Source organism: Azospirillum sp. A23 (genome assembly GCF_042938965.1).
Lineage (GTDB): Bacteria > Pseudomonadota > Alphaproteobacteria > Azospirillales > Azospirillaceae > Azospirillum > Azospirillum melinis.
Genome location: NZ_CP170667.1, coordinates 526630 through 546039, shown reverse-complemented (window position 1 = coordinate 546039; position 19410 = coordinate 526630). Strand labels below are relative to the sequence as shown.

Annotated in this window: 16 protein-coding genes; 5 read left to right on the top strand and 11 right to left on the bottom strand. The window is 67.4% G+C overall.

Annotated features, from left to right (window positions below; translation table 11 throughout):
• Nucleotides 1-40: 40 nt before the first annotated feature.
• The 7 genes from purL to gltX all read right to left on the bottom strand — a co-directional run bounded on the left by purL (nucleotide 41) and on the right by gltX (nucleotide 9377).
• Nucleotides 41-2266: a phosphoribosylformylglycinamidine synthase subunit PurL gene (gene purL, locus ABNQ40_RS19890; protein WP_109051626.1), complete on the bottom strand. Its 2226-nt coding sequence runs from the start codon at nucleotides 2264-2266 to the stop codon at nucleotides 41-43.
• Nucleotides 2263-2952 carry a phosphoribosylformylglycinamidine synthase subunit PurQ gene (gene purQ, locus ABNQ40_RS19885; RefSeq protein ID WP_109051625.1) on the bottom strand — a complete coding sequence of 230 codons (690 nt, stop codon included), beginning with the start codon at nucleotides 2950-2952 and terminating at the stop codon, nucleotides 2263-2265. Before purQ ends, purL begins: the two co-directional genes overlap by 4 nt.
• Nucleotides 2953-3064: 112 nt before the next feature.
• Entirely contained in the window at nucleotides 3065-4291 is a 1227-nt protein-coding gene (locus ABNQ40_RS19880; protein ID WP_109051624.1) for an ammonium transporter, read from the bottom strand.
• A gap of 240 nt (nucleotides 4292-4531) precedes the next feature.
• A complete protein-coding gene (locus ABNQ40_RS19875) occupies nucleotides 4532-5902 on the bottom strand; it encodes a TldD/PmbA family protein (RefSeq protein ID WP_109051623.1) in 1371 nt (456 codons plus the stop codon).
• 120 nt (nucleotides 5903-6022) lie between these two features.
• Nucleotides 6023-6373, bottom strand: a complete 351-nt coding sequence (locus tag ABNQ40_RS19870; RefSeq protein WP_247880018.1) for a DoxX family protein — start codon at nucleotides 6371-6373, stop codon at nucleotides 6023-6025.
• A gap of 255 nt (nucleotides 6374-6628) precedes the next feature.
• The gene (cysS, locus tag ABNQ40_RS19865) at nucleotides 6629-8005 is read right to left on the bottom strand and encodes a cysteine--tRNA ligase (RefSeq protein ID WP_109051621.1); all 1377 of its coding nucleotides are present in this window, start codon (nucleotides 8003-8005) and stop codon (nucleotides 6629-6631) included.
• Between the two features lie 28 nt (nucleotides 8006-8033).
• Nucleotides 8034-9377 (bottom strand): glutamate--tRNA ligase, encoded by a 1344-nt coding sequence (gene gltX, locus ABNQ40_RS19860; protein WP_109051620.1) that lies wholly within the window; start codon nucleotides 9375-9377, stop codon nucleotides 8034-8036.
• A gap of 180 nt (nucleotides 9378-9557) precedes the next feature.
• On the opposite strand from gltX, the gene elbB reads away from it, so the two are divergent.
• From elbB to ABNQ40_RS19845, 3 genes are all read left to right on the top strand, one after another.
• A complete protein-coding gene (elbB, locus tag ABNQ40_RS19855) occupies nucleotides 9558-10226 on the top strand; it encodes an isoprenoid biosynthesis glyoxalase ElbB (protein ID WP_109051619.1) in 669 nt (222 codons plus the stop codon).
• A 135-nt stretch (nucleotides 10227-10361) separates the two neighbouring features.
• A complete protein-coding gene (locus ABNQ40_RS19850) occupies nucleotides 10362-10931 on the top strand; it encodes a hypothetical protein (RefSeq protein ID WP_098739245.1) in 570 nt (189 codons plus the stop codon).
• Between the two features lie 147 nt (nucleotides 10932-11078).
• A complete protein-coding gene (locus ABNQ40_RS19845) occupies nucleotides 11079-11303 on the top strand; it encodes a hypothetical protein (RefSeq protein WP_109051618.1) in 225 nt (74 codons plus the stop codon).
• Between the two features lie 62 nt (nucleotides 11304-11365).
• Here the strand turns inward: ABNQ40_RS19845 and nadE are convergent, their stop codons facing one another.
• Nucleotides 11366-13063, bottom strand: a complete 1698-nt coding sequence (nadE, locus tag ABNQ40_RS19840; protein WP_109051617.1) for an NAD(+) synthase — start codon at nucleotides 13061-13063, stop codon at nucleotides 11366-11368.
• Nucleotides 13064-13327: 264 nt separating this feature from the next.
• Between nadE and ABNQ40_RS19835 the strand changes: the two genes are divergently transcribed.
• Nucleotides 13328-14311: a hypothetical protein gene (locus tag ABNQ40_RS19835; protein WP_247880017.1), complete on the top strand. Its 984-nt coding sequence runs from the start codon at nucleotides 13328-13330 to the stop codon at nucleotides 14309-14311.
• 165 nt (nucleotides 14312-14476) lie between these two features.
• Nucleotides 14477-14887 carry a nuclear transport factor 2 family protein gene (locus ABNQ40_RS19830; protein WP_109051615.1) on the top strand — a complete coding sequence of 137 codons (411 nt, stop codon included), beginning with the start codon at nucleotides 14477-14479 and terminating at the stop codon, nucleotides 14885-14887.
• A 27-nt stretch (nucleotides 14888-14914) separates the two neighbouring features.
• On the opposite strand, the gene ABNQ40_RS19825 is transcribed toward ABNQ40_RS19830, so the two are convergent.
• The 3 genes from ABNQ40_RS19825 to ABNQ40_RS19815 form a co-directional block, all read right to left on the bottom strand.
• Nucleotides 14915-16162, bottom strand: coding sequence for a serine hydrolase (locus ABNQ40_RS19825; RefSeq protein ID WP_109051614.1), 1248 nt, complete (start codon nucleotides 16160-16162; stop codon nucleotides 14915-14917).
• 182 nt (nucleotides 16163-16344) lie between these two features.
• Nucleotides 16345-18087: a glycosyltransferase family 39 protein gene (locus ABNQ40_RS19820; protein WP_109051613.1), complete on the bottom strand. Its 1743-nt coding sequence runs from the start codon at nucleotides 18085-18087 to the stop codon at nucleotides 16345-16347.
• A complete protein-coding gene (locus ABNQ40_RS19815; RefSeq protein WP_109051612.1) occupies nucleotides 18084-19205 on the bottom strand; it encodes a glycosyltransferase family 2 protein in 1122 nt (373 codons plus the stop codon). The genes ABNQ40_RS19820 and ABNQ40_RS19815 overlap by 4 nt, the downstream gene beginning before the upstream one ends.
• Nucleotides 19206-19410: the final 205 nt, after the last annotated feature.

Below are 19410 nucleotides of genomic sequence, written 5' to 3'. Positions count from 1 at the left end.
CTCGATCAGGCTTGGCCGTTTTCCTTACGACCCGGCCGTCTTACAGCTCGGCGGCCATGTATGTCGGCAGCCAGCCTTCGTTCGCCTCGCGCAGGCGTTTCAGGGAAACGATCTCGCCACCGCGGCCCGATAGCGAGGTGCCGCGGGTTTCGCCCAGCACGCTGACCGGAACCCCGGCGGCCTTGGCCTTCTCCTGCACCGTCTCGGCGACGTCCGGACGGACGGCCAGGACGTAGCGGCCCTGGTCCTCGCCGAACAGCACGCGGACATGCTGGCCGTCGAAACCGGTCAGGTAGGCGCCGATGCCGCCGGCCAGCGCCATCTCGGCGATGGCGACGATCAGGCCGCCGTCGGCCGCGTCGTGGCTCGACACCACCAGACCCTCGTGGATCAGGCCGCGGACGAAGTCGCCGTTGCGACGCTCCACCGCCAGATCGACCGGCGGGGGTGCCCCCTCCTCGCGGCCGAGGATCTCGCGCAGGAAGATCGACTGGCCGATGTGGCCTTTCGTCTCGCCCACCGCGAGGATCACGTCGCCCTCGTTCTTGAAGGCGATGCCGACGGCGATCATCGCGTCCGGCATGATGCCGACGCCGCCGATGGCCGGAGTCGGCAGGATCGCCTCGCCGTTGGTCTCGTTGTAGAGCGAGACGTTGCCCGAGACGACCGGGAAGTCCAGCGCCTTGCAGGCCTCGCCGATGCCTTGGACGGCGCCGACGAACTGGCCCATGATCCGCGGCTTCTCGGGGTTGCCGAAGTTCATGTTGTCGGTGATGGCGAGCGGCAGGGCGCCCACCGCCGACAGGTTGCGCCACGCCTCGGCCACGGCCTGCTTGCCGCCCTCGACCGGGTCGGCGAGGCAGTAGCGCGGGGTGCAGTCGGTGGTGATGGCAACCGCCTTGGTCTGGCCCGGCACACGGACGACCGCGGCGTCGGCCTGACCCGACATGAAGCGAGTGTCGCCGCCAACGAGGCTGTCATACTGCTCCCAGATCCAGCGCTTGGAGGCCAGATCGGGGCAGCCGAACAGCTTGGTCAGCGTGTCGCCCAGTTCCTCGGAATAGCCGTCGAACACGCTGTCGGCGACATCCGAAGCCTTCGGCGTCGGCTCCCACGGACGGTTGTATTCCGGTGCGGCGTTGGACACCGGGGCGATCGGCATGTCGCACCAGGTCTCGCCATACATCTTGATGACGAGGTTGCCGGTGTCGGTCAGGTGACCGATGACGGCGAAGTCCAGCTCCCACTTGTCGAAGATGGCCTTCGCCACCTCCTCGCGGCCGGGCTTCAGGATGATCAGCATGCGCTCCTGGCTTTCGGAGAGCATGATCTCATAGGGCGTCATCGCCTCTTCGCGCATCGGCAGGGTGTCGAGCGTCAGCTCGATGCCCAGGCCGCCCTTGCCAGCCATCTCGACCGACGACGAGGTCAGGCCGGCGGCGCCCATGTCCTGGATGGCGACGATGGCGTCCGTCTCCATCAATTCCAGGCAGGCTTCGATCAGCAGCTTCTCGGTGAAGGGGTCGCCGACCTGCACGGTCGGGCGCTTCTCCTCCGAATCCTCGGTGAACTCGGCCGACGCCATGGTGGCGCCATGGATGCCGTCGCGGCCGGTCTTGGAGCCGACATAGACGACCGGGTTGCCGATGCCGGCGGCGGCCGAATAGAAGATCCTGTCGGTCTTGGCGACACCCACGGTCATGGCGTTGACCAGGATGTTGCCGTTGTAGGCCGGGTGGAAGTTGGTCTCGCCGCCCACGGTCGGCACGCCGACGCAGTTGCCGTAGCCGCCGATGCCGGCGACCACGCCCGAGACCAGATGGCGGGTCTTGGGGTGGTCGGGCGAGCCGAAGCGCAGCGCGTTCATGTTGGCGATGGGACGCGCGCCCATGGTGAACACGTCGCGCAGGATGCCGCCGACGCCCGTCGCCGCACCCTGGTAGGGCTCGATGTAGGACGGGTGGTTATGGCTCTCCATCTTGAAGATGACGGCGTCGCCGTCGCCGATGTCGACCACGCCGGCATTCTCGCCGGGGCCGCAGATCACCTGCGGACCGGTGGTCGGCAGCGTCTTCAGCCACACCTTCGACGACTTGTAGGAGCAGTGCTCCGACCACATGACCGAGATGATGCCCATCTCGGTGAAGGTCGGAGTGCGGCCCAGGATGTCCAGGGCGTTCTGGTACTCCTCGGCGGACAGGCCGAACTCCTTGGCGAGTTCGGCGGTGACCGGACGCTCCTGCGCCCTGGTAGCTTCAGCGCTCACGACAGGGCCTCCACCAGACCTTCGAACATGGGCTTGCCGTCGGTGTTGCCGTGCAGGGCTTCCACCGCGTCCTCGGGGTGCGGCATCAGGCCCAGCACGGTGCGCTTGGCATTGAAGATGCCGGCGATGTCGGACACCGAGCCGTTCGGGTTGCCGCGGGGGTCGCTGCGCGCCTCGTCACCGACATAGCGGAAGGCGACCTGGCCTTCGCCGTCCAGCCGCTTCACCGTCTCCGCGTCGGTCCAGTAGTTGCCGTCGCCATGCGCCACGGGGAAACGGACGATCTGGCCCTTCGCGTATTTCCTGGTGAAGGGGCTGTCGGTGTTCTCCACCCGCAGATGCTGGACGCGGCAGACGAACTTCAGCGCGCCGTTGCGCATCAGCGCGCCGGGCAGCAGCCCGGCCTCGGTGATGATCTGGAAGCCGTTGCAGACGCCGAGAACCCGGACGCCCTGATCGGCCCGCGCCTTCACCTCGCGCATGATCGGCGAATGCGCCGCCATGGCGCCGGAGCGCAGGTAATCGCCATAGGAGAAGCCGCCGGGCACGACGATCAGGTCGACCTTGGGCAGTTCGGTGTCGCGGTGCCAGACCAGATGCGGCTTGGTCCCGCTGACGGCCTCCAGCGCGGCGACGGCGTCGCGTTCGCGGTTGGAGCCGGGGAAAACGACGATGGCGGCCTTCATGGGGCGGTCAAAATCCGGCGTCGTGAGGGGGAGGAGTTCGCGCTGGACACTAAAGCCGCCGCCCCGGCAAAGCAAGAGTCGGCCAAGGGGCGGCGGCGTTGTGCGCGGCGCATTACATGCCGGGCGCGTCCTCTTCCGGGTACGCGGTGATGTGGTGCAACGACAGGTCGGCGCCCTTGTACTCCTGCTCGGGATCGAGGCGGATGCCGACGGTGACGCGCAGCAGGCCGTAGACCGCCAGACCCGAGGCGAATCCGAAGCCGGCGCCGCCCAGCGTACCGACGATCTGGCTGAGGATCGACACGCCGCCAAGGCCGCCCAGCGCCTCCTGCCCGAAGACGCCGGCCAGCAGGCCGCCGGTCAGGCCGCACAGACCGTGCAGCGGCCAGACGCCCAGCACGTCATCGATCTTCCAGTCGATCTGGCACTTGTTGAAGGCCCAGACGAACAGCAGCCCGGCGATACCGCCGGTGACCAGCGCGCCCAGCGGGTGCATCACGTCGGACCCGGCGCAGATCGCCACCAGACCGGCCAGCGCGCCGTTGTGGACGAAGCCTGGATCGGTGCGGCTGATCACCAGCGACGTGACGATGCCGCCGACCATCGCCATCAGCGAGTTCAGCGCCACCAGACCCGTCACGCCGTCCAGTACCTGGGCGCTCATCACGTTGAAGCCGAACCAGCCGACGCACAGCACCCAGGCGCCCAGTGCCAGGAAGGGAATGTTCGACGGCGGAATGGCGATCAGCGAACCGTTGGGGCGGTAGCGGCCGCGGCGGTTGCCGAGGTTCAGCACCGCACCCAGCGCCACCCAGCCGCCGAAGGCATGTACCACCACCGATCCGGCGAAGTCGTGGAACGGCTGGCCGAATGTCGCAGCCATCCAGCCTTGCAGGCCGAAGCGGGTTCCCCAGACCGTGCCTTCCAGCAATGGATAGAACAGCGCGATCAACGCCAGCGTGGCGCCGGCCTGCGGCCAGAATCTGGCACGCTCGGCGATGCCGCCCGAGACGATGGCCGGCACCGCGGCGGCGAAGGTCGCGAGGAAGAAGAACTTCACCAGATCGTAGCCATAGGCTGCGAAGCCGCCGCTTCCCTTGCCGACCAGCGTGTGGGCGTCGGCGAAGAAGTCGATCCCGTAGGCCACGGCATAACCGACGAAGAAATAGGCGATGGTCGACATGGCGAAGTCCGACAGGATCTTCACCAGCGCGTTCACCTGATTCTTGCGCCGGACCGTCCCGACCTCCAGCAGGGCGAAGCCGCAATGCATCGCCAGCACCATCACCGCGCCCATCAGCACGAAAAGGACGTCGCCACCCGTCTTTGCCGCATCCATTTGCACAAACCTTCAGCATTTCGCCCAAAAAAACGGCAAATTGCTAACAGATCAGGCAGATACGCGCAAGGGCCTAGCTGATGTTTGGACAGGCAGAGTGGCGGAAATGCAGCACAAAAAGCGGGCGAACCCGCTTTGGGTTGCCCGCTGTCTGCGCAAGAACGATGCCAAATGATGAAGAGACGGGCGGAGCTGCCTCTGCCCTAAGCGGCTTGAACGCCGACGCCTACATACCGGCGCCTACATCCCGGCAATGGTCATGCCGTCGATGCGCACGGTCGGCGCATCCATGCCGAAGCGCAGTTCCAGGTCGTCGGCCGCCTCCATGTTCAGGAACATGTCCTTGAGGTTGCCGGCGATGGTGATCTCGTTGACGGGATAGGTGATCTGGCCGTTCTCGATCCAGAAGCCGCCGGCGCCACGGCTGTAATCGCCGGTGACGCCATTGACGCCCATGCCCATCAGGTCGGTGACGTAGAAGCCGTCCTTGATCTCCGCCAGCATGTCGGCGCGGCTGCGCTTGCCGGCAGCCATGTAGACATTGGCCGGCGCCGGACCCGGCGGGCCGGAGGTGCCGCGGGCGGCGTGGCCGGTTGTCGTCAGGCCGAGCTGCCGGGCGGACCGCAGGTCGAGCAGCCAGGTGGTCAGCACACCGTCCTCGATCAGCGTGCGCCGCGACACTTCGACGCCCTCGGCATCGAAGGGACGGGAGCGCAGGCCGCGCTTCACATGCGGGTCGTCGACGATGGTGATGGAGGACGCGAAGATCTGCTGCCCCATCCTGTCCTTGAGGAAACTGGTGCCGCGGGCGATGCTGGGACCGCTGATGGCGCCGGTCAGGTGACCGAGCAGGCCGCGCGATACCCGTGGGTCGAAGAACACCGGCACCTTGCAGCTCTTGACGCGGCGCGGGTTCAGGCGGCGGACGGCACGCTCGCCGGCCTCGCGGCCGATCTCGGCGGGATCGCGCAGGTCAGCGCCATAGACCTTGCTGTCATAATCATAGTCGCGCTCCATCCCGGTGCCGGTGCCGGCCAGGACGGAGGCAGACAGCGACTGGCGCGACACCCCGTAGGTGCCGGCGAAGCCGTTGGAGGCGGCAATCGCGATGGTCGAGCGGCTCCAGCCGGCATCGCCCCCTTCGGAATTGGTGACGCCCTCGACCGCCAGTGCCGCCTCTTCGGCGATGCGGGCCCGGTCGATCAGCGTTTCCGAGGACGGCTCCTCATCGTCGCAGATGTCGAGGTCGGGCCAGCTGCGGGACAGCTGCTCCGGATCGGCGATGCCGGCGAAGCCGTCCTCCGGCACCACGCGGGCCATGGCGATGGCACGCTCGACCAGCTCGTCCAGCGCCTTGCCGCTGCGGTCGGTGGAGGAGACGATGGCCTGCCGCTTGCCGATGAACACCCTGAGTCCGAGATCGCCGGATTCGGAGCGCTCAAGCTTCTCGGTCTTGCCCAGCCGGTGAGCGAGGGACACGGACGCGCTGTCGAACAGCACGGCATCGGCGGCATCCGCACCGGCGGCGCGCGCCTTGGCGATCAGGTCGTCCAGCAAATTCAGGACCCCGGAGGACTCCGTCTTGTGCTGGTCGTTCGGCGAAACGGTCATCAGGCTCTCCGGTTGGTCTCCGTCCTGTCTACCAAATGGGACGGCGACGCGGAACGGGGAAGAGGCAAATTGCCCCCTCCCCGCTCCGCGCCACCGTCGAATACCGGTTTCGGTTGCGGATCAGGCCAGTTCGCGACGGTCGGCCGGGGCGCCCAGCGCCGGAACCTTCAGGGCGAAGGCGCCCTCGCCCAGCAGCGACTGCACCACCAGCAGGACCGTCCAGAAGGCCGGGAACTCCCAACCGCCGCCCTGCGCATTGAACACCCAACCATTGCCGACATGCTGGAGCGTGGCGCCGATCATGATCGGCAGCAGGGCCAGCGCGATCCAGCGGGTGTAGACACCGGCGATCAGCAGCAGCCCGCCGCCGATCTCGCCCAGGATCACGAGATAGGCGAGAAAGCCGGGATAGCCGATGCTCTCGAAATAGCCGACGGTGCCGGGAATGGTGAAGGTCAGCACCTTCAGCACAAGGCCATGGGCCAGGAACAGCAGGCCGAGGCCGACGCGCAGCAGGAAGGCGGCATAGGGGGCGTGCGATTGTCGATCATGGTCAGGGTCTCCTCAGTCAGGCGGACCGGCGAGGGCCGCGTTTCGTCTGAAGAGGAGATTAGCCGGATCGACGCGCGGGATAATCAGCGGAAGCAGCGAAGGTTTGTTGCGGCCCTGGCAACAATACTAGGGCGGACCGCCCCCTCCCGCAGCGGGAAAGGGCGAATCGGCGAATTACCCCCGCTTCCAGGTCGTGCCCTGCGGACCGTCTTCGAGAACGATGCCCTTGTCGGCCAGTTCCTTGCGGATGCGGTCGGCCTCGGCAAAGTTCTTCGCCGCGCGTGCAGACTTGCGGTCGACGATCAGCTGCTCGACCTCGACGTCGGTCAACCCTTCGGCCCCACCGGTCGGCGCCCAGCGGAACCATGCCTCCGCATCCTGCTGCAACAGGCCGAGCTGTTGTCCGGCCGCCAGCAGCGCACCCTTGGCCGCGGCCTTCTCGGCATCGCTCTTCGCCTTGTTCACCGCGGTCGCCAACTCGTGCAGATGCGCGATGGCGAGCGGACTGTTCAGATCGTCCTCCAGTGCCGCCAGCACGTCGAAGGGCAGTTCGGCCGGAATCGCAGCCGGCTCGCCGCGCAGAGCCTGATACCAGCGGTCGAGCGTGCCCTTGGCCTGCCGGATGCCCTCGCGGGTGAAGTCCAGCGGCTGGCGGTAATGGGCGCTCAGCAGGGTCAGGCGGATCGCCTCACCCGGGAACTCGTCCAGCAGATCGTGGACGGTGAAGAAGTTGCCGAGGGACTTCGACATCTTCTCGCCTTCGACCGTCACGAAGCCGTTGTGGACCCAGGTGCGGGCCAGTCCGTCGGTGCCGTTGGCGCAGCAGCTCTGGGCGATCTCGTTCTCATGGTGCGGGAAGATCAGGTCCAAACCGCCGCCATGGATGTCGAAGGTGGCGCCGAGATGCTCCTTCGCCATGGCGGAGCATTCGATGTGCCAGCCCGGACGGCCGCGGCCCCAGGGGCTGTCCCAACCGGGCTGGTCGGGGCTGCTCGGCTTCCACAGCACGAAGTCGGAGCTATCGCGCTTGTAGGGTGCCACCTCCACCCGCGCACCGGCGATCATGTCCTCCAGCGAGCGGCGGGACAGCTGGCCATAGCTCGGCATCGACGGCACGGAGAACAGCACATGCTCTTCCGCGGCATAGGCGTTGCCGCGCTCGATCAGCGTGGCGATCAGCGCGATCATCTGGCCGATATGCTGGGTCGCCCGCGGCTCGATGGTCGGGCGCAGCGCGTTCAGCGCGTCCATGTCGGCATGGAACAGGTCGGTGGTGCGCGCGGTCAGCGCATCGATCGGCTCGCCGCTGTCCCGCGCCCGGTCGATGATCTTGTCGTCCACATCGGTGATGTTGCGGACATAGGTCACCGCCGGATAGAGCCGCGACAGCAGCCGGAACAGCAGGTCGAACACCACCACCGGCCGGGCGTTGCCGATATGGGCGGTGTCGTAGACCGTCGGACCACAGACATACATGCCGACATGGTCCGGGCGAAGCGGCTCGAAGCGCTCCTTACGGCGGGTCAGCGTGTTGTAGAGGTCCAACGGCACGGTCCGAACTCCTGGATGAAGAAAGGTTTCAGGCGGTTTCGCCGGCCAGACGCCGGAGGCTGCGCGCCCGTCCGATCAGGGGTAGCAGGTTCTTCAATTCCGGTCCATGGTCGCGCCCGGTCAGCGCGCGGCGCAGAGGAAGGAACAGCTCCTTGCCCTTGCGGCCCGTCGCTCCCTTCACCGCATTGGTCCAGGCACTCCAGGTGCCGAGGTCCCACGGCTCGTCGGGCAGCAGCGCCGCCGCCTGGGCCAGGAAAGCGGCATCCTCCACCAGCGGCGTCACCGGCGCATGGGTCACCGCCCACCAGTCCTGCGCGTCGCTCAGCCGCGCCAGATTGGGCCGCACCGCGTCCCAGAAAGCGGCATCGGCGCCCGTCAGGCCCAGCGCCTCCAGCCGGGCGGCCACCGCCTCGAACGGCGTCAGTTGCAGGATGCGGGCGTTCAGCCGGCCCAGCTCCTCCGGATCGAACTTCGGCGTGCCGCGGGCGATCTTCGACAGGTCGAACTCCGCCACCAGTTCCTCAAGCGTCAGCCGCGCCTCGATGGGATCGGAGGTGCCGAGCTTCGCCAGCAGGCTGTTGACCGCCATCGGCTCGATGCCGTCCTCGTCGCGCAGGCTGCCGACCGACAGGCTGCCCAGCCGCTTCGACAGCCCCTGCCCGCCGGCATCGGTCAGCAGCGGCAGATGGGCGAAGGTCGGCACGGCTGCGTTGAGCGCTTCGAAAATCTGGATCTGCACCGCGGTGTTGGCGACATGGTCTTCGCCGCGGATGATGTGGGTGATGGCGAAGTCGGCGTCGTCGACCACGCTGGTCAAGGTGTAGAGCGGCCGGCCATCCTCGCGGATCAGCACCGGATCGCTCAGCGCCATGCCCTCGAATCGCACCGGCCCGCGGACGAGATCTGTCCATTCCACCGGAGTCGGGTTCAACTTGAAGCGCCAATGGGCCTTGCGCCCCTCCCCTTCCAGCCGGGCGCGATCCTCGTCGGTCAGGCGCAGCGCGGCACGGTCGTAGATCGGCGGACGGCCCTGCGACACCAGACTGGCGCGCTTGAGGTTCAGTTCCTCCGACGTCTCGTAGCAGGGATAGAGCCGACCGGCGGCCTTCAACGCCGCTGCCGCCTCGTCATAGCGCGGATAGCGGTCGCTTTCGCGGGCGAAACGATCCCAGGTCAGGCCCAGCCAGGTCAGGTCGGCAGCGATGGCGTCGGCGAATTCCTGGGTGGAGCGCTCCTCGTCGGTGTCGTCAAGCCGGAACATGAAGCTTCCGCCGATCTTGCGCGCAAACAGCCAGTTGACGAGCGCAAGGCGCACATTGCCGACATGGATGCGGCCGGTCGGGCTGGGGGCGAAACGGACGGCGGTGGACATGGCAGGACTCGGGTTGCGGACGGGACAGGCGGGCAGTCCTAGCACGGCCGGCGCGCCTTCCGAAAGCGGTCCGCGACCGATGCATCCGCGCAACAGGTCGAGCATTGCGTCGGTTGCCACGGTAGGCGCGGGAAACGGGCTGCGTTAGCTTGGCGGCAAATCCAATCTCGGAGACATCCTATGGCGGACAAGAGCTTGCGCATCGGCGTCGTGCTGTCGGGCTGCGGCGTGTATGACGGCGCGGAAATCCACGAGGCGGTCTGCACCCTGCTGGCCATCGCCAGGGTGGGCGCGGTGGCGGTGTGCTACGCCCCCGACATTCCGCAGGCCCATGTCGTCAACCACCTGACCGGCCAGGAGACCGGCGAAAGCCGCAACGTGCTGGTCGAGTCGGCACGCATCGCCCGCGGCAAGATCACCGCGCTCAGCGAGTTCTCGGCCGGCGATGTCGATGCGCTGATCTTCCCCGGCGGATTCGGCGCCGCCAAGAATCTCAGCGACTTCGCCTTCAAGGGGGCCGACTGCTCGGTCAACCCGCAGGTGGTGGCCGCCGTCGCCGCCATGCGTGCGGCCGGCAAGCCGATCGGCGCGCTGTGCATCGCGCCGGCCATCCTCGCCAAGATCCTGGGCCAGCAGGGGGTGGAATTGACCGTCGGCAACGATCCTGGCACCGTCGCCGCCCTGGAAGCGATGGGGGCGGTCCATCGCACCGCCACTCATGGCGAGATCGTGGTCGATCCGGGGCTGAAGGTGGTCACCTCCCCTTGCTACATGCTGGACGCCACTCTGGCCCAGATCGCCGAGGGGGCAGAAAATACTGTCAAGGCTCTGGTCGATCTGGCGAAGTAAGCAAGAAAAACGCACGACGAAGGGGGTAGAGATACCTCCTTTGTCACGCGCAATGTCACAAAGCTAGGCAATAATTCATTAACCGTATTCCCACACCCTTTGCCTCGGTTTCTTTTTATCAGGCGAGGGTTGGCGATGACCTGCATTGTGGGATTGGTGGACGGCGATCGCGTGTGGATGGGCGGCGACAGCGCCGGGGTGAACGGGCTGGACATCACCGTCCGCGCCGACACCAAAGTGTTCCGCAACGGCGACAGCCTGATCGGCTTCACCAGTTCCTTCCGCATGGGCCAGCTGTTGCATTACCGGCTGGAGGTCCCGTCCCGCGACCATGACGCCGACCTGTTCCGCTACATGGTCGTCGACTTCGTCGATGCGGTCCGCAACTGCCTGAAGGACGGCGGCTACGCTCACCGCTCCAACGACGTGGAGACCGGCGGCACCTTCATGGTCGGGTTGGAAGGCCGCCTCTTCACCGTGCAGTCCGACTATCAGGTCGGCGAGGCGGTGCGCGGCTACCACGCCATCGGCTGCGGGTCGGATTATGCGTTGGGTTCGCTCGCCTCCACCGCCGGCCAGCCGCCGGAAGAGCGCGTGCTGAAGGCTCTGGAATGCGCCGAGCTGTTCAATGGCGGCGTCCGTGCGCCCTTCACCATCCAGTCCAGCCTACGCCGCCCACAGCTGGCGCTGACCGAAGCCGCGTAACCGGCGTCCCGGAACCCAATCTTCGACCAAAGTCGAAAGCAACGACAAAGGCTGCGCTCTGGCCATCCAAAGCATCGTGGCGTATGAACCCCTGTCTTGCTGCACTGCGGGACAGGGAATAACCACAAAAAACTTTGGGTGATAGAGATGACGGATCAAGCGGTTACCGCCGATGCTTATCTTGGTGAAGACGCGAACCCGGCCGGGTTGTCGAGCAACTGGGGAAACTCGCCCTTCTTCGTCTTTCCCGCCATGCTGCTGATCTTCATCATGCCGCTGGCGATCATCTTCCATCCGACCTGGGTGGTTCTGCCGGCCGTGCTGTGGACCTTCGGCATGATCGCCACGATCATCAAGCTGACGCGCGGCTGACCCCTGCATGACATCGGGATGGGGACGAAGAGGACCGCGGCTCCCCCTTCACCCCGCCCGCTCTACAGCAGATCGGTGAAGCCGCCGGCAATCGGAAAGCGCCGCAACCGCACCGTTGACCGGTGGGACACACGCGGCCCCGGCGGAGCCCCGCGGCGGCCTGCTTCCGCCCGAGCCATCAATCGCCAGACCGCCGCCACCGTCTCCGATGCATGACCGAACGTCATGAGATCGGCCGGCGACAGCCCGCCATCGAGCAAGCCGGCCAGCAGATCGTCCAACGCCTCCGCAGGCGGCAGCCCGGCCGGAGTTTCAGCCTTCATCCGACGCGTCAACACCCGCTCCGGCACCACCAGCCCGGCCGGCCCGCGCGATAGCGCCGGCTGGTTGCGGTTGCGCCAGCGCGCCAGTTCCAGCACCGCCGTCTTCGGCACGTCGGCCAGAACGGCATAGCCGCAACCCGTCTCCTCCGGCGCAAGGCCGAGTAGGCGGTCGGTGCGGTCCACGCTCGACAGCAGCAAGGCCCCCATCCGCTCCGCCAGCGCCGCCAGAGTCGCGGCACGCAGGCGGGCATGCATCCGCTCCACCGCCATGGCCGGATCGCGGCCGGCGAAAGCCGGGGCCAACAGCGAGTCGGCAGCCTTCAGCAGCGGCGCCAGCGCGACATTGTCGAGGCGGCAGCCCAGCAGCTCCACGATTTCCGCCGCGTCGTCCAGACTGTCGGCCAGGGCACCGGCAAGATCAGCGTCCGGGCCGCCCGGCAGCGGTGCCCGGACCGCCAGGACCCGCTCCGGCCCCAACGCATCGACGGCGATGGCGGCGACAAGCGCCGAGTCCAGACCGCCGGTCAGACCGACCGCCACACCCGGCGCGCCGGATTTCGTTACGGCATCGTGCAGACCCAGCACCAGCGCGCCATAGAGCGCCTCAGTTCCTTCAGCCGGAGCAATCGTTTCGGCCTCGGAACTGTCCCAGCCATCATCGTCTCCGCGTTCCCACCGGGTCAGCAGAAGATGTTCGGCGAACAGCGGAGCCTGGGCGACCAGCCGCCCGCCGGGGGCGAGCGCGAAGCTGCCCCCATCGAACACCCGCTCGTCCTGCCCGCCGATCAGGTTCACGGCGGCCAGCGGCAACCCGCATTCCACCACCCGCGCGACGCCGGCATGAATCCGCTGGTCGGCGCGGCCGGGAGCGAATGGACTTGCCAGCATGGCGACCAGCAGCTCGGCACCGCTTTCCGCCAGCGTTTCCGCAACGTCGCCGGTGGTCAAGTCGCCGCCGACCAGCAGGCCGATCCGCACCCCGCGAACATTGACCGGACCCGGCATCGGACCGCTATCGAAACGATCCTCCTCCGGCCCGCCGATTTCGTTGGAATCCGTTACGGCCTGGAAACGAACCGCAGAGATTCTTCCGCCATCCAGCAACAGCGCGGCATTGTGACGCTTCGATCCGTCGCGTCCCAAATCCCCAGGCACCGAATCCCCATGCCAGGGCGCGCCAACCAGCAAGGCCGGCCCACCGTCGGCGGTGTCCTCCGCCAGCGCCTGCACCGTTGCCTCCACCGCGTCGAGGAAGGCAGGAAGTGCGGCGAGATCCAGCAACGGGGCACCGGACAGGCCGGCAGCGGGACAGACGACCAGATCGGCACCGCGCGCCGCGGCCTCGGCCCTTACGGCGCGGAGTCGGTCGGCATTCGCGGCGAGGTTGCCGGCGGCGGGATTGATCTGGGCGAGGGCTATGGACAGGCGGTCGGTCATGATGGCTGGCTCCCTTCTTCCGGGTCCTTTGGCGACAAGGGTAGCAGCCCCTTCTCCTTGGTGAAAGCCGCGGCTCGTCGCAGCTCATCACGCAGGCGGAACAAGTGGCGGCAAGTTATCGGATGAAGTTTCACAGTCGCCGACACTTAGTAAGGAAACGAATTTGTTTCAATCATTGAAAGAAATCCATGAAATTAACAAACGGTAAAGGTTGCCGGCGTCATGCTTCGGCTTGCACACAAACAACGCGATGCGGGGGCATCCATGTACTACGCGGAGCTCAGCGGCCCGAGCGGCAAACCGTCGGTGCTGTCCACGGCTGTGCAGAACGGCTCGTCAAAGACGGCCGGCACGGTGAAGGACGCGCTGGCCAAATCGGACGCGAAAACGGTGGACGGCGACAAGGCAGACAAGAAGTCCCAGTCGCCGGCCTACACCATCAGCCAGTCGATGGAATCGCTGCTGGACAGCATGACCGGCAAGAGCGGCGCCCAGGCTGCGGGCGGGGCAGCGGGCGGGGGTGGCGCCCTAGCATCCGGCAGCGGCGTGGACCGTGCCAAGCAGGCCCAGTCGCTGATGCAGTCGGCGCTGGACCACGGCAAGGGTCTGGCCGGCATGTTCGGCAAGGGCATCGACGCCCTGAAGCAGGGGCTCGGTGACACGCTGAGTGCGCTGGGCGTTCCGCAGAACCGGATCGACGACGCGGTGAAGGGCTTCGGTGACGGGCTGAAGTCCAAGCTGGACGGCATGAACCTCAGCGACCTGTCGGTGGACATGCAGGCCACCCAGTCGCAGTGGTCGATCGAGTCGCACGGGATCGACCTGGAAATCCAGGACGGCGACCGCAGCGTCAAGATCTCGTTTGCGAAATCGACCCTGGACTTCCGCCGCGACGACCAGCGCCTGCAGGCTTCCCTGGGCAAGGGCGGCGACATGGCGCTCAGCGCCACCGGCATGACCACCACCGCCACCGGCAAGTCGACCGGCATGATCGTGCGGTCGGAAGGCTTCAGCGAGGATGAGATCAAGGACATCCTCGGCAAGCTGAACGACATGGCCGCCAAGGGCGGCGGCGGCGACGGGATGAAGGGGCTGGCGGTGCTGAAGCCGACCACGTCGAAGGACGGCGTCACCCACCTGACGCTCGACCTGTCCAATCCGATCGCAGGGCTGTCGGCCGGGAAGAGCGGGACGGCGGCCACCGCCGCAACTCCAGCGAAGTCGCAGAGCGTCGATCTGACCGCCTGAGGCGGTCCGATGCGGTCTCCGACGCGTTCATTGTCACAGCGCCGGCCCGGATCCGTCCGGACCGGCGCTTGCCCATGAGTGATGGCTTCTTTACAAGCGGTCCCGGTGCCGGCCCGCCGGGCCGGGCGCCGTCCGACCTCCCGGAACCATCGCCCGGATGAAGACATGACCGACCGCGACACGCTGCTGGCCCTGAACCAAGCCTTCTACAGGGCCTTCACCAACCGCGACGCCGCCGCGATGGAAGCCCTGTGGGCGGAAACGCTGCCCGTCTCCTGCATCCATCCCGGCTGGACCGCCCTGTTCGGACGCGACGCCGTGCTGACCAGCTGGCGCGACGTTCTGCGCACACCCAGCGGCATCACGGTGGCGGCCCGGAACGAACGGGTCACGCTGCACGGCGACACAGCGCTGGTGGTTTGCGAGGAAACGCTGGGCGATGCCGTCCTGGCCGCCACCAACCTGTTTGCCCGCGAAAAGGGCAACTGGCGTCTCGCGCATCATCAGGCGGGTCCCATCGCCCCAGCCCGCGCCGATGTCGAGATCCCGGTCAAGCCGCTGCGGCGCCTGCACTGAACCGGACCGCAGCTTCACGACAGGGCCTCAGGGCAGGCTCGCCACCTCCGGCCGCGCTTCCAGACGACGGACGAGGTCGATCACAACGTGGTCGGCGGTGACCTGATCGGGATCGCTGTTGGTCAGGGCCACAACGCCCCAGCGATGCGCCTTCGAGAAGGCGATATAGGCGTTGAAGCCGCCGGTGGAGCCGGAATGCCAATGGATCGGCGTGCCGTCCGTAGCCCAGGCGACGAACCATCCGAGCGCCATCGCCCCGCTTCCCAGGCTGCCGGGATCTGCCAGTGACCGGCCGTCGACCTGCACCGACTGCGCCAGCGCCAGGGTGGCCGCCACCGGCGGCGCACAGCCGTGACCGCCCGACCCAACGGCGGCACCGCCCGGGCAATCGCCGAGATTGGCGGAGAGCCAGCGCAGCAGATCGTCGGCCGAGGAATAGAGGCCGAAGGCGGGCAGCATCGCCGGCGCCTCCCAATCAGGCACGGTCCGGCCGCGGGCATGGCCCGCCGCCTTGCGCATCCGCTGCTCGGCCGTCGGGTGCAGGGTGGTGTCGCGCAGCCCGAACCGGTCGGTCACCACCCGTTTCAGCAAGGTCTCGTAAGGCTGGCCGGCCGCCGCCGCCAGCGCCTCGCCCAGCACCGACATGCCGGCATTGGAATAGCTGAAACGCACGCCCGGCGGCACCGGCAGCCGGTAATCGGACAGCCACAGCGCCAACTCGCCCCGCGACAGCGGCTTGTAGGGATTGCGCGGATCCTCCAGCCGGCTCCAAGAGAAGCGGGGGGTTTCCGGCACGTTCGGCAAGCCGGCGGTGTGGGTGGCGAGATCTCGCAGCCGGATCGGACGACCGTCATAGTCCGGCACATGGGCGACCTGCACCGCGCCGACCCGGCGCAGATGGCGCTGAAGCGGGTCGGCGGGGTCGACGCGGCCCTCCCGCATCAGTTCCGCCATGATGGTGCCGGTGAAGGGCTTGGTCAGCGACGCGATCTGGAACAGGGTTCGCCCGTCGGCCGGCCCGCCATCCGGCCGCCCGGCATCGCCACGCCCGACCACCAGCGTCCGGCCATCGCGGATGACGCCGACCACCAGGCTGCCGGTTCCGGCCACCGGCTGCCGCTCCTCCACCGCACGGGTGACCGCATCGACCAACGGGTCGGGAGCCCGGTCCAGGCCGATGGCCCCGGTCGGACCAAGCGGAACGCTCCACAGCAGCAGACACAAAGCGCCACAGAGCAGTCCGTGCCGCAGCCCGTGTAGCAGTCCGCGCCGCATGCACACCTCCGCCCGCTTCCAATCGCGAGCCTGGAGAGTGGGCAGACGTACGGCGGGCGGACAGGGCCGCGAAGGGCGATGCGGCGAAAGACGGGGCGGGAGCCGCCGGGGTACTCCCCAACTGTCCCATCGCCGCCCATCAGGTCAGGCTTGGCAGGCCGGCGTTGGTTATCCGGTCACGGCTATTCGGTGGGGATCTCGGCCCTTGGCGGACGGCGGTCCTTGACCACCGACAGTGGCACGTCGTCGGCAGCGATCTCCAGGATCGGATGGCCGTCCAACAGCGACGGGCACCGCTTCACCTGGGTGAAGGCCAGGAAGAAGTCCGCCTTGCGCCAGTCCGGCTCGATCCCGTTCACCAAACGCAGCCAGGGCGGCAGCTCGAACCGCACCGCCAGCGTGTTGCCGCAGACGGTCAGTGTGTATTGCCGCGGCGGCGCATGGCCATCGTTCTCGCGCTCGACATACTCGATCAGTTCCTGCAACGCCTCGTGCAGGGAATTACCCCAGTAATCCAGTTCGAACCGGCCATCGGCGCCGCGTACACCCCCGACAAACTGGTTGTAATACACGTACTGGTTCGGATGCATGGCGCCCAACTGCCATGCGTACACCACGGCGACCACGGTCATCGCGGCGGCGAACCCCTGCCCCAGCGCCCGGCCGCCGCGCTGTGACAGCGTCCACAGCCGGTCGGCGGCGATGGCGGCCATCACCACGAAAGGCGGCGCCAGGAACAGGAAATGGCGGATGCCGTTGTAGACGGACGGCCGCATCAGCACGAACAGCAGGATCGGCAGGAAGCCCGCCAGTACCAGCGGGGTATAGCGGACCACGGTGAAGGCACCGGCGCGCCGCCAGCCGCCGCGCGCCAGCCAGACCGCCGCCATGATCACCGCGGCCCCGACGCCGATCACCACCGCCTCCGGCAGCTTCACCGCCAGATAGACCGGAAGGTACAGGGCGGGCGGGTCGTTCGAATGGACCAGTTCGCCCATGAACAGCGTCTGGATGTCGATCGGAAAGTGGGAGACGACGCGCAGCGCCTCCAGCGGGTTGCGGAATGGCCGCTGCACCACCCAGGGCCAGAACACCGCCATGATGGCGTAGGCGACCGGGATCGCCGGCCACAGGGACAGGAAGGCGCGCCGCGCATCGGCCAGCGCCCAGCGGTGCCCCTCCTGCCGGGTGACCAGCGCGAAATGCAGCGCCATGGCGACCGCCAGATAGAAGCCGGCCAGCACCGCACCGACGCGGATCGCCAGCGTCATGCCCAGCACCAGCCCGAACTTCAATACGGCGCTCCGGCTGGGACGCGGCATCTGCTTCAGGATGCGGGTGGCGAAATAGAGCGTCCACACCATGCCGGCCGCGAAGGGCACGTCCTTGGTGTTGTTGAACATGGCGCCGTAATAGACGCCGCTCAGCGACAGCAGGGCCGCCGCGATGAAGCCGGCGCGCGGACCGGCCAGCAGCCGGGTGTAACGCCAGGTTCCGGCGATGCCCAGCACGCCGACCAGCGCGCAGAGCAGGTGCCGCGTCTCGTACTCCTCGAAGGGGGAGAAGGGCACGATGACGGCGGTGACGAGGTCGAACAGCCCGCCGTAATAGGCAAGATCCTTGAAATGGAAGGCCGACCGGTCCTGGAAGCCGCTGAGGTAATAGGACAGCAGCTTCTTGCCGTAGATGTGCTGCACCTCCTCGTCGGTGCTGATGCCGTAGCTGAGGAAGGTCAGCGCCGCCAGGATCAGCACGCCCAGAAGAAGCGCGCGCGACAGCCCGTCCCACAGGGCCGCCTCGCCACGTGGCAACGCGCGGTCGGCCGCCGTGGCGGTGGAAGGTGCGGCGGTGGCGGGACGCGGGCGGCGGGCGCCACCACCGGCATCCTCCCCGTCGCCGGTGTGCAGACGGGTCTCGATGCTCATCGGCGCGGCTCCTGCCCCGCTGTTCCGTCGCCGAAGCTTTCGCCGACAGGGTCCAGATCATGCTCGTGCCGGCCGTCCGCCGGACCGAAGCCGTGGGCGGAGCGGACGATGAACAGCGGACGCCCCTTCACCTCGGCGAAGACGCGCCCCAGATAGTCGCCGATGATGCCCAGGGTGATCAGCTGGAGGCCGCCCAGGAACAGCACGGCGACCAGCAGAGATTCATAGCCCGGCACGTCGATGCCATGGATCAGCGTGCGGATCAGGCGGATCAGGATATAGACGAAGGCGACGCCGGACACCGCCATGCCGACCAGACTCCACACCCGCAACGGGAAGGTGGAGAAGGCGGTCAGCCCGTCGAAGGACAGGCGCAGCAGCTTGACGAAGCCCCATTTGGTGTCGCCGCCGGCACGCTCGCCCTGCTCGTAGGGGATCGCGGCCTGACGGAAGCCGACCCAGGCGAAGATGCCCTTCATGAAGCGCGTGCGCTCCGGCATCCGGTTGATGACCTCGACGACGCGACGGTCCATCAGGCGGAAATCGCCGACCTCCCGCGGCAGCTTGATCTCCGACAGATGGTCGAAGACCCAGTAGAACATACGGGCAAACAGCCGGTGCTTCAGGCTCTGCCCGACACGGGCATGGCGCACCGCGACCACCACGTCGAAGCCCTCGCGCCACTTGGCGATGAAGGCCGGCAGCAGTTCCGGCGGATGCTGCAGGTCGGCGTCCATCGGCACGATGGCGTCGCCGGTGGTGTGGCTGAGCCCGGCGGAGAGCGCCAGTTCCTTGCCGAAATTGCGGGACAGGTCGACGACCTTCACTCGAGGCTCGCGGTCATGAACGTCCAGCAGCCGGTCGACGGTGTCGTCGCGGCTGCCGTCGTTGACGCACACCACCTCCCAATCCATGCCGAGCCCGTCCAGCACCGGTACCAGCCGGGCGAACAGGGCGTCGATGTTGGGACCCTCGTTGTAGAAGGGAATGACGACCGACAGGCAGCCGCGCCGTGGACGGCCGTATCGGTCCGCCGGGGGGCGGCCGGCCGCAGGACGGGCGAGAACGGTGCGGGCATCCGGGGAAGCCGCGGAAAGGGGCGCGTCGGGAATGGACATGGCCAGCCGTCGGATCAAAGCGTCAGGGACCGGGAGATGGGGAGATCGGCGACGACCCCGGACGGCCGCTGCGCCCTTTGGCATATATCACGATACGGGGGGATGTTCAAAATGCCTCTCCTGTGACCGCCGCGGCACAAAAAATGGACTGTTCGCCCGTGAAAGCGTCCGGACACCTGCAACCCGCAGTCCAACGAAACAGGCA